Source organism: Frankia sp. BMG5.60 (genome assembly GCF_059428125.1).
Map to the genome: position 1 here is coordinate 3,411,392 of NZ_CM182091.1, position 12,714 is coordinate 3,424,105.

The window sequence follows — 12,714 nt, forward strand, 5'->3', positions numbered from 1 at the left end:
GCGTACTCACGCGGCACCGCCGTGCCCGGATGCCGGGCGGCCAGCGCCCGGTGCCGCCTCGGGCTTGCGGGCGTCGAAACGGATCTGGTGCGGTCCAGCCGCGGTGACGGTCACGGCGGTAAAGCCGGCGGCGTGGAGGCGCTCGCCCAACGTCTCGGGTTCGAGCGGCACGAAGACGTCGTCGACGTGAGCGCCCCGGACCAGATCGGTGTCCGCCGAGTCGACCCCGACCAGCGGCGCGCCAGGGCGCAGCACCCGGTGCAGCTTGGCGAACAGCTGGTCCTGGGCCTGCGGGGACGGCATGTGGTGCAGCATCGAGAAGCAGGTCGCGGCGGAGAACCGGTTTGACGGCAACTCCACCTCCGTCGCGTCACCAGAGATCACCACCACGTTCGTGGCAATGAGCCGCTCGGCCAGGGCCGCGGCGAGACCGCTGTCGATTTCGACGGCGGTGACCGATGCGCAGCGTTCCCGGAGCAAATCAGTCGTCAGACCCGGGCCAGGGCCGATCTCGAGGACGTCGTCGCCCAGCTCGGCGACCGTCTCGAGCCAGGGCAACAGGTCGGTTCGCAATGCCGCCGCCCATTCGGGGCTCGCCAGGTAGTCCAGATGCCCCTGGTTCATGGCGCCACGGCCCAGCTGGAATCGGTGTCGTCAGATCCGGTCGGGAACAAGAATGTCATGCCAGTATTGATACTGTTCTTAACCATGACCGTCGCCGCACTATCGGCCGATGATGCGCCTTCCGCGGCCACTGTCACGATGATCTCGCCACGCTCCACCACGTCAGTGGCTGCCGGGACGTACCCCTACACCGCCGTCGACCTCACGACCGACTGGCACGTCCACGATCTTCATCAGATCGAGTACGCGATCGAAGGCGTGGTCCAGGTCGAGACCTCGACCACCCGTTACGTGCTGCCACCCCAGCGAGCGGTCTGGATCCCAGCGGGTCTGGCCCACCGGACGACGATCAACAAGGTCAGCACGGTCTCGGTGTTCTTCGAGCCCGAAACCGTCACCGAAGCCGGCGACCGCGCCCGCGTGCTCGCCATCGCACCCGTCCTGCGGGAAATGATCAGATACGCCGTCCGCTGGCCGATCGACCGTGCGTGCAGCGATCCCGCGGCGGACCTCTTCTTCCGCGCCATGGCGGCCCTGGTCGCAGGCTGGCTGGAGCACGAGGTGCCCTTCCATCTGCCGACCAGCGACGATCCGGTCGTCGCCGCGGCCATGCGCTACACCGACAGCCACCTGCGCACGGTCGGCATCGCCGACGTCTGCGCGGCCGCCGCCGTCTCCGAGCGGACGCTGCGGCGTCGGTTCGCCACCGAGACCGCCATGACGTGGCGGCAGTACCTGCTCACCAGCCGGCTGCTACGGGCCATGACGATGCTGGCCGAGACCGAGGACACCGTCCTGCGCATCGCCACCGACGTCGGTTTCGCGAGCCCCAGCGCGTTCGCTCGCGCCTTCACCTCCTACACCGGCCAGTCCCCCAGCGACTACCGCCGTCACGTACGGGCAGGATCACGCCCCTGACAGCCGGAGACCGGCTGCTGTCCGCACGAGCGGCTGCACGACCTTCGCCGGCCTGGTCATACTCGCGTTGAACATCGCCGAACCCCGTACGTCGACGACTGCGACCGGCTCTTCGCGGGGCCCTTGGACCGTTCTGGTCGACATTCCCACGACCTGCGCTTTCAGACGTTGTGCGCCCGCGAACCGCGGACTCCAGGTAAATCACGGTGAAATTGGTCGCCCGTAAGGGCAGGTTCGACCATCCCGGGGAGCCGGGGAGGTTTGCTATGAAGCAGGACGGCATCCAGGCATCGTTCTCGCCTTCGCACGGCTTCTACTCCATACGATCAACGAGGACCATACCATTCAGCCACCCGAACACAACGGTCGACCGTCTCAGACTCCGAGTAAGCATCAGCCCTAGACAACGAGGGGCCGGATCGCCAGCAGAAGGCAATGCCGTCATATGGCGACGCAGCGCGAGGGCCGCCGTGCGCTTTGCGCGTAGCGAGAAGAGCTCAAGAGGCCACCTTGGCATCGCGATCACAGTCGGTACAGACTGCCGGAGGTCCGCTCGGGGAGGAGAGCACATGAGGTTCAGCGTTCTCGGACCGCTGAACGTAAGCGTGGATTGCCGCGTAGACATAACTCCGCGAACACCGAAGTTGCGATCTCTGCTGGCGTTACTCTGCCTCAATTCTGAATGTGTCGTGTCGGCTCGGAAAGGGGCCGTGGCCGACGCCGGTCGACGACCGCCCGGAGCCAAGATCTCGACGCGGCACACCCGGGCGCCCATCAAGCATGGCAGACTCCGGCAGTGCGGTTGACGTGTAGTCGCATGACTACATTCACGCAACTACCCGGCAGATCAAGGAGATTCCAGACCGATGAGTTCTCGTGTACTGGCGCTGGGCCACTACCAGCCGGCCAAAGTGTTGACGAATGAGGATCTGTCGAAGCGGGTCGACACCAACGATGAGTGGATTCGGAGTCGGGTCGGCATCCGCACCCGCCACATCGCTGACGACGAGTCCGTGGCGGACATGGCCGCCCGGGCCGCCGAGAAGGCCCTCAGCTCCGCGGGGCTCGTGGGCTCCGACATCGACCTCGTCCTCGTTGCCACCTGTACCGCCCTCAGCCGCTCACCGAACACCGCGGCCAGCGTCGCGGCCCAGATCGGCTCCCCCTCCCCGGCGGCTCTCGACATCAACACCGCGTGTTCCGGCTACCCGCACGCCATGGCAGTCGCCGACCAGGCCGTCACCGCGGGCGCCGCAACAAGAGCGCTGGTCATCGGGGCGGAGAAGATGTCCGACTTCACGGACTGGTCCGACCGCAACACCTGTGTGCTCGTCGGCGACGGCGCCGGTGCCGCGGTGGTCGTGGCCTCGGAGAAACCAGAGATCAGCCCGGTTGTCTGGGGTTCGGTACCGGACATGGGGCATGCGGTGGTCCCCTCCGGGCTCGCCATCCTGCTGGCCGAGACCCCGGCGGAGCGGCGTACCTCCGCCGTCGGTTCGTGGAGCGCGGCAGGTGCGCTGGCCTCCGCCGTCGGGCCTGTGCTCAGCGGTGTGCTGAGTAGCGTGAGCAACTGGCGGCTGATCTTCGCGATCAATGTGCCTGTAGGTGTCGCGATGGTGGGTGGTGCGGTGTACGGGTTGGCCGCCGACAGGACATCTGGGCGCGGCTCGGAACGCCTTCCCGACCCGCTGGGCACAGATCTGTTCACAGCCGGCATGGCTGCGCTCGTCGTCGGGGTGACCCAGAGCGGCGATCGGGGCCGCTGGGCATCCACCCGCAGGCCTATCCGTCGTCCAAGGTGTGACTTCCAGGCGCCGCTGAACCCGACTGTGCCTGCCCGCGCCGGACGGCCTCGGGCCGGCCGTGGACGTTCACCATCGCTACTCGAACCCGATGCCCGGCCGAGCGAAGCTCGGCACTCGGGGGGTTCGGGGGGGTCGTCCTCCCGGAAAAATCGCGGCCCGCCGGGAAGCTGACCAGAGGTCAGCGACCACGGCGGGCCGGCTCGTGGAGGTGGCGGGAATCGAACCCGCGTCCTCCGGCACCGACACAGGGCTTCTCCGGGCGGAGCCTGCTACTTGTTTCTCAGCCCCGTCGGACCCGCAGGCAAGCCGACGTAGGCTCAGTCGCTGTTTGATTTTCCGGCTGGCCCCGCGACCGGGTCAGCCGGTGATCCTCCTAGCGACGTCAGATCCTGGGCCGGAGGCACTCCCAGGCTGACGGTTACCTAGTCCCTACGCCGCGAGGGCGTACTGGGGGGTAACAGGCTGCGTCTTGTTGGCAGCTATTTTTTTGAACGGATCGTTAACGAGATAACCGTTCATCCTCGGCCCGCTTCCCCTGCCTCGACGTCCGAAGTCGAAACCGATCACCCCCAGGTACGGTTGTATTGCCTGGCGCTCCATCCTACCGCAGGACGCCGGTGGACGGAGCGTTGCGCCGCGGCGGCGGACGGCGTCCGAGTCGACGACGGACGACGTCGCCACCGGCCGGGCGGGCGCGGAATCGATGTGCGAAGGCGGGCATGTCGGGCCGCTCGTGGTAGTTGTACGGGCAACGGCATCCCGTCCGCGAGCCCCGGGGAGAACACTGTGGAGATCAAGGAACTGGGACATCTCGTCCTCTACGTCCGCAACATCGAACGTTCGGCCGCGTTCTACCGGGACGTCCTCGGCTGGCGGCAGGTGTTCCCGGCCCCGGCTGACTCCGCCGGCAACCCGCTGCGGGTGCCCGCGGCCGGTTTCTCCGCCGGCCGCACGCATCACGAACTGCTGCTCATCGAGGTCGGTGAGGACGCGGCGGCGGTGCCGGCCGGGCGCCGGATCGGGCTCTACCACTTCGGGCTGAAGGTCGGCGACACCGACGACGAGCTGCGCGAGGTCCTGGCCCGCATCAGTGAGGCGGGCGTCCACATCGTCGGCGCGTCCGACCACACGATCACGCACAGCCTCTACATCCTCGATCCGGACGGTAACGAGATCGAGCTCTACGTGGACGTCCCGGGCGTCGACTGGCAGTCGGAGCCGCACCTGATCGCCGCCCCGATCCGTCCCCTGCGCCTGTAACGCCGCCCGTCGCCGGCACAACGACCCGCTGCCCCACCTCCCACACCTCCCCCGCCTCCGGCCCGGGTGGTCGTTCGGCGGGCGAGGGGTGCGGGGCAAGGCGACTCGGCGTCGGTGACACTGAGCCGATGACGCCGTCGACGCCGCCACCGTCGACGCCGCCGTCGACACCACCGCCGTCGGCCGGCCCCACGCCCCCACAGCCTCCCGCGCCGTCGACGCCGTCGACAGGGTGGGATCGGCGGGAGGTGGCGTTGCTGCTCGCGATGGCGGGCCTGACGGGGCTGGTCGATGCGACCAGCTTTCTCGGGCTCGGCCGGGTGTTCGTGGCGAACATGACCGGCAACGTCGTGCTCCTCGCGTTCGCGCTGGCGGGAGCGCCCGGATTGTCCGCGGACCTGTCCGCACTCGCGTTGGCCGGCTTCCTGACCGGCGCGGTCCTCGCCGGGCGGACGGGCACGGCCCCGGCGCTCCGGCGCGGACGCGGGGCTCGGTGGCTGACGGTCGCCCTGGCCATCCAGACCGGGCTGATCATCGCGGCGCTGATCGCCGCCTCCCTCACCGGCGAGGGAAGGGCGGACCGGCCTTACGCGATCGTCGTGCCGCTGGCCGCCGCGATGGGACTGCAGCACGCGACGGCGCGGCGAGTGGCTGTCCCCGAGGTCTCGACCAACGTGCTGACCACCACCCTTACGGGGCTGGTCATCGACTCACGGCTCGCCGGCGGCCCTGGCTTCCACGCTCCGCGCCGGCTGGCCGCGCCGATGGCCATGTTCACCGGCGCGCTGGTCGGCGGCGCCCTTCTGCTGCACGTCGACCGGATCCTGCCACTCGCCCTGGCCGCCGCCATCGCCGCCGGCTGCCTCACCGCCGCCGCCACGGGTCGGCTCACCGCACCGTGACAGCGATCGTCGGCCGCCCGACCCGGCCGGCGCCCACCGGCGGGCGCTCGACGGTCGAAGCCACTTGACCGCACCCGTCTCGGGACACCGTTCGCGCAGGCGCCTCCGCGTCTTCACGGGCATCCGTCTTCCCGGTGAGATTGCGGTCAGATCGTGCCGAGGACTACGTGCAGAGGAAGGCCCAGGGCTCGTCGCGCAGTCTGGTCATCACCAGGGTGATGGCCGGACCGCCGGCGACCAGATCCCGGCGGCGTGGCAGCAGGCGGCGGCGCAGCTCGTCGACGTCGCCCGCGAGCCCACGACGGCGGATCTCCAACGACCCGATCCCGCGCCCGCGTAGGTCGCCGGCGAGCCGACGAACATCGAACGGCAGGCTCGCGGAAATCCGCAGCAAGCGGGCGAACGGGCTGGCGACCGGCGTATCCGAGCTGAGGAAGGCGATCATCGGGTCGATCTGCCAGGCACCGAGCCGGCGCGCGAGCTCACCTACCAGGCCGGCCCGGGTGACGGCCGGGCTCGGGTCGTAGAGGAACTGCCCAGGAGCGGCGACCGGGCCTGCGGGCTCCGCCGGGTCCGGGATGCCCACCAGGCTGACCGGCTCCAGGGGCAACGCGGACGAGGGCGGCGATGCGGACGAGGGCGGCGATGCGGGGTGCAGCACGGTCGCGCGGCGCTCGGTCGTGGCCAGGGCCGGGGAGAACAGCACGGCCTCCTTGAGGTCACGGCCGTCGGCGACGAACTCGACCTCCCAGCCGGGCGGGACCTGGTCGGTCGCGAGACCGGGGGCCGCCTTCACCGCCACGGCCTCGACCCGGTCGGCGAGGGCGAAGCACCAGGGCAGCGGCGGCTCGCTGGCCCGCGAGGCCAGCCGGCGGTCCCCGGCGCGCCGGGCCGGGTCGACGAAGACCCCGTCGTAACCGGTCAGGTCGACGTCGCGGACGTCGGCGAGCAGCGTGTCGATCCGGTGCGTCCCGTGGACGGCGACGTTCAGCGCGGCCATCCGCAGGTGCACCGGGTCCCGGTCGACGAGCAGGATCTCCCGCCCCGGCGCCAGGGCGAGCGCGTCCCCGCCGATCCCGGTGCACAGGTCGGCCAGGCGGCGCCGGCCGGCGAACCGCGCCGCCCGGTGTTCGGCCGCGGCCTGGGAGGACGCCTGCTCCAGCCCGGCGCGGGTGAAGAACATCTCCTCGGCGCGGGTGAACTTGGCCGCCGCCCGATGCCGCAGCTCCGCCTGGGTGAAGGCGGCGGCGACCAGCTCGGCGGGCACACCCTCGGCCCGCAGCCGCGCGCCGACGGCGAGCTCCCGCGCCGCGCTCCCGCGGGACGCGCTCCCGCGGGACCCGCCCGCGCCGGACCCGCCCGCGCCGTCGTCGGCGTACACGGCGGCCGCGGCGGCGAGCACCGCAGCGCCCTCGGCGGTCAGCAGGGCGTCGAGCTGGGCCAGGCGCTCGGGATCGGCGCCGGTCAGCGGTAGCGGCCCTTGACGCGGCGGCCCATCTCCCGGCTGATCTCGCGGGCGGCATCCCGCTCGGCGAGGGCGTGCCGCTTGTCGTAGGACTTGCGGCCGCGGGCCAGGGCGATCTCGATCTTGGCGCGGCCATCCTTCCAGTAGAGGGCGAGCGGCACGAGGGTGAGGCCGCCCTCCTGGGTCTGGCCGATCAGTTTCTCGATCTCGGCCCGGTGCAGCAGCATCTTGCGCTTGCGCCGCGGGGCATGGTTCGTCCAGGTGCCCTCGGTGTACTCGGGGATGTGCACGTTGTGCAGCCAGATCTCGCCGTCGCTGACCTGGGCGAACCCGTCGACCAGGGAGGCGCGCCCGGCCCGCAGCGCCTTGACCTCGGTGCCGCGCAGCACGAGCCCGGCCTCGTACGTGTCGAGGATGTCGTAGTCATGCCGGGCACGCTTGTTCTGCGCGATCGACTTGCGCCCCGTCTCCTTCGGCACCGTCTGCGACCCTCTTCCCACTTGCCATGCGTTCGCGCGAACGTTCCCGAACCTACGTCCTGGCGGCGTCCCCACCCAACCGGTTATGGGCGCCACAGCCATCCACCATTGTATCGATCATGCGGCGGCGGCTCAGACGCGCAGGTGACGGCGCAGCGCGATCGACGCCATCACCGCGGCGGCCAGCACGCCGGCGGCGAGGACCACGACCGCCGACTCCCAGACCGCGGACCAGCCGAACAGCGGGAACATCGTCTGCCGCGCGAACTGGCCGTCCACCAGGAAGACCTTCGCCGCGACCAGCACGCCGGCGGCGAGCAGCCCACCGGCCAGGCCCGCGACCGCACTCTCCAGCACGAACGGCGCCCGGATCGTCCCGTTCGACGCCCCGACCAGCTTCATGATCGCCGTCTCCCGCCGGCGGCCGTGCGCGGAGATCCGGATCATCGTGTAGATCAGCGCGAACGAGGCGAGCGCCTGCACGGCCGCCAGGGTGAAGGCGCCGACGGTGAAGGCGTCGAGGAAGCGGTAGAGCGGATCGAGCAGGGCGCGCTGGTCCCGGACCGCCTCCACCCCGTCGAGCCCGGTGTAGGTGACGACGATGTCGCGCGACGCCCGGGGGTCGGCCAGGGTCAGCCGCAGGGCCGCGGGCAGGTCCTCGGGCCCGACCCCGGCGACGACGTCGGGCGAGCCCCGGAAGTCGCGGCGGAACCGCTCGTACACCTGCTTCTTCGTCTCGTAGTGGACACCGACGATCAGCGGGTCACGGCGCATCTCCGCCTCCAGCGCGGAACGCTCGGCGGGGGTGATGCCGTCGGAGAGGTCGACGACGACCTCGATCTGGTCGAGCAGGAAGCCGTCGATGGTGTGCACCTGGGCCCGCAGCAGCAGGCCCGCGCCGAGCATCGCCAGGCAGATGGTCACCGTGACGATCACCGCCCCGGTCATTGCGAGGTTGCGGCGCAACCCTGTCCAGAGCAGCGAGGCCAGCGGACCCGGGCGCATCAGCCGACCGGGCCGTTGCGCGTCGGCGCCGCCCACGGGCTGCGGCCGCCGCCGTCCGGCGCCGTCCCGGTCGGCTGGGTGGGCACCACCGGCGGGGGCGTGACGATCGGAGGGGCCCCCGCCGGCGAGGGCACCACCACCGGCGGCGGCACGGACGGCTGCAGGGGCTGCAGGGGCTGCGGCACGGTCTGGTCGTAGCGGCCGCCGGCCTCGTCGCGGATCAGCGCGCCGTCGCCGAGTTCGAGCACCCGGCGCCGCATCGCGTCGACCAGGGACGCGTTGTGGGTGGCCATGACGACGGTCGTGCCGGCGCGGTGAACGGCGTCGAGCAGGCTCATGATCTCGATGCTGGTGGCCGGGTCGAGATTCCCGGTCGGCTCGTCGGCCAGCAGCACCCGCGGCCGACCGACGAACGCCCGGGCGATCGCGACCCGTTGCTGCTCGCCCCCGGACAGCTCGTCGGGATAGCGGTCCGCCTTCTCCCCCAGCCCGACCAGATCCAGCACCTCGGGGACGACGCTGCGCACGACATGTCGGGGACGCCCGACCACGTCGAGGGCGAACGCGACGTTGGCCGCCACCGTCCGGTTCGGCAACAGCCGGAAGTCCTGGAACACGCAGCCGACGATCCGGCGCAACTGCGGAACCCGCCGATCCGGAATCCGGGCGACGTCCCGGCCGGCGACGATGACCTGCCCGCTGGTCGCGCGGTCCTCGCGCAGCAGCAGCCGCAGCAGCGTCGACTTGCCCGATCCGGACGGCCCCACCAGGAACACGAACTCCCCGGCGCCGATCTCGGCGCTGACGTCGATCAGGGCGGGCCGGACGCCGTTGGGGTACCACTTGCTCACCGAGCTCAGGACGATCACCACGCCCTCCTCACGTCGAGCATCAGGTCACATACATTCTGTGACGGAGATGGTAGAACGTGGCCGGAGCCGGACGGCGCGGCACGCGAGGGCGAGCCGCTCCGGCCGGGATCCCCGCCCGGCTGGCGCACCGCCGGCCGCACGCGGCAAGCCTGACCGCGGCAAGCAACCCCTGGCGGTGCCAGGCCGCGAAGCGGAGCCAGGCCGCGAAGCGGTGCGCTGTGTGGCAGCGAATACCCGACGCCCGCCGGCAGGGCGAAGAGGCGCCCGTGCGCGTACCGTGAGAGGGAGTCGATCGTCCGGATCCCGTTCCGGCGACCGGGCGGGGACGACCGGCGCGGCGTCGGGCCGGACCCCGGGAGGGACCTACGACGATCCCTCGGATCCGCGGTCGACGTGTCGCGGCGGCAAGCGGGAAGGAGGCGGCATGGGCAGCGAAGACCTTGTCTGCGCGCGCTGCTCGGGTCTGGTGATCGAGGGCCGGTGTCCCACCTGCCGCGCGTCGCGCGAGTACCTGCGCCGGAACTCCGTCACGATCTCCCCACAGCTCATCATCGCGATCATCGTCATCATCATGATGCTCACGGCCCTGGCCGTCCGCCACGCCGCCTGAGCCCCCCGCGGGACACGACGCCCACCTTCCGGCCATCGCGCTTCAGCCATCGCGCGTCATCGCCCGGGCGCGCATGGGCTGGGCACTCGCACACCCCGACGATCGTTGGCACTCAGGAAAGTCCGGGCGTGATATCCGCCGATGCCTGTTCCTGCCGGTCCTGGAGCGTCGATGTCCCCACCTGTGCTCGTTCGGCGCCCTGGGCGGCCCGGACCGCGCCGCGGCGGCCGGGAACGGGTCCGCCGGCTGATCCTGCTCACCACGGCACTCGTGGCCGGGGTCGGGGTGGTCGCGTGCGGCGGTGGGTCCGAACCCACCGCCGCGGGTGCGGCCGCCTCCGCCCCGGCGACGGCGAGTTCGGCGACGGCGAGTTCGGCGACCGGGGAGGCGGCGAGCCCGCGTTCGGGGGCGACCCGGCCGGGCGCGCCGAAAGCCGGGGCGGCCGGGACAGGGACGGCCGCAGCGGGGCTGCGCACCGTGGTCACGGGGCTCGCCGCGCCGTGGGACGTCGCCTTCCTGCCCTCCGGCGAGGCTCTGATCAGCGAACGCGACAGCGGGCGGATTCTTCGGCTGCCGGCGGGCGGCGGACGGGCGACCGAGGTGGCGAGGCTGCCCGGCGTGGTCCACCGCGGCGAGTCGGGGCTGCTGGGGCTGGCGGTCTCCCCGACCTTCGCGACCGACCGGTTCGTGTACGCCTACTACACCTCGGCCACCGACAACCGGATCGTGCGCTTCCGGCTGTCCGGCGACCGCGCCGAGGCGCCCGTCCCGATCCTCACCGGGCTCGCCGACGCCGTGTTCCACAACGGCGGCCGGATCCGGTTCGGACCCGACGGCCTGCTCTACGCCAGCGTCGGGGACGCCACGGTGCGCACGCGCGCGCAGGACCGGTCGAGCCTCAACGGCAAGATCCTGCGGATGCGCCCCGACGGCGGCGTCCCGCCGGGCAACCCGTTCCCCGGCTCCCTCGTCTACAGCCTCGGTCACCGCAACGTCCAGGGCCTGGCCTGGGACTCCGACGGCCGGCTGTGGGCGTCCGAGTTCGGCCAGGACAGGCTCGACGAGATCAACCTGATCGTCCCGGGCGGGAACTACGGCTGGCCCGGCGTCGAGGGCACCGGCGACACCGACGGCGGCCGGTTGCGCAACCCGCTGGCCACCTGGACCACCGCGGAGGCGTCCCCGAGTGGGATCGCGATCCGCGGCGACACCCTCTACGTGGCCGCGTTGCGCGGGCAGCGGCTGTGGGAACTCGACCTGGCCGGGGCGGCCCTGCGGGGCCGGCCGCGGGCCTTGTTCACCGGCGAGCTGGGCCGGCTGCGCGCCGCGGTGGCCGCCCCGGACGGCTCGGTGTGGCTGCTCACCAACAACACCGACGGCCGTGGCACCCCGAAGCCGGGCGACGACCGCATCGTCGCCCTGCGCTAGCCGCCCGCGGCATCGCCGGGCGGGCGGCCCCGGCACGTGGGGCCACGGGTCAGCGGGCGCCGAACAGATCCATGTAGCGCTTCGAGGATTTTGGGTTCAGGTCCGGCTTGTACAGCGATGACAGGACGTTCGCCGGCTCGGAGGTGTTGAAGTAGGCCTCGTAGGCCAGGTTCGCCGCGTTCGCCACGAACGTCTCGTGCATCTTGCTGATGTAGAAGGGGTTGTCCTTCCCGCCACCGTTCGACCAGGCCACCCCCCACTCCGGGACGGCGAACTTCTTGCCGTGAGCACGGGCGAACTGGATCACCGTGCACAGTCCGGACCGCTGGTGGCACTGCCGGTCCCAGCTCTCCTCGTCGACCGACGGGGGATAGAAATCGTAGGAGTCGATGCTGACGACGTCGACGTACTGGTCGCCGGGGTAGGCATCCCACACGTCCTGCCCGCTGGCGGGCAGCTTGTCGGAGTGGGCATTCATGTTCCAGTCGATCTTGACCTTCGGTGCGGTCGACCGGATCGCGGTCACCGTTCGACGGAAGCACGTCTTCCAGGTCTCGGCACTGCGCACGTGCCAGTAGTTGAAGGCGCCGTTGAACTCCCAGCCGAGGCGGACGTAGGCGCCGGCCCGGCCGAATTTCGTCAGCGTGGTGCCGAAGGTGCGCCAGTAGTCGTCGTAGGCGCCGCTGGCACAGGTGGCCTCGTCACCGTCCTCGGGGAACGGCGGTTGCGCGATCGACAGTTCGCCGGGGAACTTGTCCCCGGTGAAGGCCGCCGTCGGCCAGTCCGCCGAGACGAGGTTGTACCAGTCCTTACGGCTGGTGAAGACGACCGCAACCCCGATCTCGCGGCCGGTGAACGTACCCCAGGCGTTCACGTCGGCCGGGTAGTTGCCGTTGGTGCCGGATACCCAGTGCACTCCCGCCGGCTCCGGCTCCGGCGAGCTGGAACAGGCCCCGAGCCCCGCGGCCAGCAGCCCGATGATCAGCAGCAGTGACAGCGGCATGAGCGGCGAGCGGAGGCGCCGGCGGCACCCCCGGAGATGCCGGCCCGCCGACGCTGCCGGCCTCTGCGCACGGAGGATCCGGGAGCAGGGACCTCCCACCAGACAGGCAGTCATCACACGGATGATCATGCCACAGCCTCCCGCGAGGTCCCCAAGACCGAACACCCCCTCGATCGGCAGCGGCCTACGTCCTCCCGACCGTGCCTCGGCGATCCGCCATCGAAAGGTCGACCCTAACGTAAGGGTGGATTTTTGGTCTTTCCGGGTCCTTGCTGCTCGCCCTTGCACGGCGGTAGGCCGAGCTCGGACATGCACTGCTCCCGTCGCGATGTCGACCGGCGCG

Annotated in this window: 12 protein-coding genes and 1 other RNA gene; 6 read left to right on the plus strand and 7 right to left on the minus strand. The window is 71.1% G+C overall.

Annotated elements, in window-relative coordinates; genetic code table 11:
• Positions 1 to 6: 6 nt before the first annotated feature.
• Positions 7 to 624: a class I SAM-dependent methyltransferase gene (locus AC5R91_RS13640; RefSeq protein ID WP_495397518.1), complete on the minus strand. Its 618-nt coding sequence runs from the start codon at positions 622 to 624 to the stop codon at positions 7 to 9.
• Between AC5R91_RS13640 and AC5R91_RS13645 the strand changes: the two genes are divergently transcribed.
• Both AC5R91_RS13645 and AC5R91_RS13650 read left to right on the plus strand, forming a co-directional pair.
• The gene (locus AC5R91_RS13645) at positions 610 to 1,542 is read left to right on the plus strand and encodes an AraC family transcriptional regulator (RefSeq protein WP_495397519.1); all 933 of its coding nucleotides are present in this window, start codon (positions 610 to 612) and stop codon (positions 1,540 to 1,542) included. The two genes, AC5R91_RS13640 and AC5R91_RS13645, sit on opposite strands and share 15 nt — an antisense overlap.
• Positions 1,543 to 2,408: 866 nt before the next feature.
• Positions 2,409 to 3,518 (plus strand): MFS transporter, encoded by a 1,110-nt coding sequence (locus tag AC5R91_RS13650; protein WP_495397520.1) that lies wholly within the window; start codon positions 2,409 to 2,411, stop codon positions 3,516 to 3,518.
• Positions 3,519 to 3,547: 29 nt separating this feature from the next.
• Here the strand turns inward: AC5R91_RS13650 and ssrA are convergent.
• Positions 3,548 to 3,918, minus strand: a transfer-messenger RNA (tmRNA) gene (gene ssrA / locus AC5R91_RS13655).
• 215 nt (positions 3,919 to 4,133) lie between these two features.
• Between ssrA and AC5R91_RS13660 the strand changes: the two genes are divergently transcribed.
• Positions 4,134 to 4,607, plus strand: coding sequence for a VOC family protein (locus AC5R91_RS13660; RefSeq protein WP_495397521.1), 474 nt, complete (start codon positions 4,134 to 4,136; stop codon positions 4,605 to 4,607).
• Between the two features lie 248 nt (positions 4,608 to 4,855).
• Positions 4,856 to 5,509, plus strand: coding sequence for a YoaK family protein (locus tag AC5R91_RS13665; protein WP_495397522.1), 654 nt, complete (start codon positions 4,856 to 4,858; stop codon positions 5,507 to 5,509).
• Between the two features lie 163 nt (positions 5,510 to 5,672).
• Here the strand turns inward: AC5R91_RS13665 and AC5R91_RS13670 are convergent, their stop codons facing one another.
• From AC5R91_RS13670 to ftsE, 4 genes are all read right to left on the minus strand, one after another.
• The gene (locus tag AC5R91_RS13670) at positions 5,673 to 6,911 is read right to left on the minus strand and encodes a class I SAM-dependent methyltransferase (RefSeq protein WP_495397523.1); all 1,239 of its coding nucleotides are present in this window, start codon (positions 6,909 to 6,911) and stop codon (positions 5,673 to 5,675) included.
• A 62-nt stretch (positions 6,912 to 6,973) separates the two neighbouring features.
• Entirely contained in the window at positions 6,974 to 7,453 is a 480-nt protein-coding gene (gene smpB, locus AC5R91_RS13675) for an SsrA-binding protein SmpB (RefSeq protein WP_011602560.1), read from the minus strand.
• Positions 7,454 to 7,585: 132 nt separating this feature from the next.
• A complete protein-coding gene (gene ftsX, locus AC5R91_RS13680) occupies positions 7,586 to 8,458 on the minus strand; it encodes a permease-like cell division protein FtsX (RefSeq protein ID WP_495397524.1) in 873 nt (290 codons plus the stop codon).
• Positions 8,458 to 9,327 (minus strand): cell division ATP-binding protein FtsE, encoded by an 870-nt coding sequence (gene ftsE, locus AC5R91_RS13685; protein ID WP_495397525.1) that lies wholly within the window; start codon positions 9,325 to 9,327, stop codon positions 8,458 to 8,460. Before ftsE ends, ftsX begins: the two co-directional genes overlap by 1 nt.
• A gap of 427 nt (positions 9,328 to 9,754) precedes the next feature.
• On the opposite strand from ftsE, the gene AC5R91_RS13690 reads away from it, so the two are divergent.
• The gene (locus AC5R91_RS13690; protein ID WP_495397526.1) at positions 9,755 to 9,940 is read left to right on the plus strand and encodes a hypothetical protein; all 186 of its coding nucleotides are present in this window, start codon (positions 9,755 to 9,757) and stop codon (positions 9,938 to 9,940) included.
• Positions 9,941 to 10,111: 171 nt separating this feature from the next.
• On the plus strand, positions 10,112 to 11,368 hold the full coding sequence (locus AC5R91_RS13695; RefSeq protein ID WP_495397527.1) for a PQQ-dependent sugar dehydrogenase: 1,257 nt from the start codon (positions 10,112 to 10,114) through the stop codon (positions 11,366 to 11,368).
• A gap of 49 nt (positions 11,369 to 11,417) precedes the next feature.
• Here AC5R91_RS13695 and AC5R91_RS13700 read toward each other — a convergent pair whose 3' ends face one another.
• Entirely contained in the window at positions 11,418 to 12,371 is a 954-nt protein-coding gene (locus tag AC5R91_RS13700) for a glycoside hydrolase family 26 protein (protein WP_495397528.1), read from the minus strand.
• Positions 12,372 to 12,714: the final 343 nt, after the last annotated feature.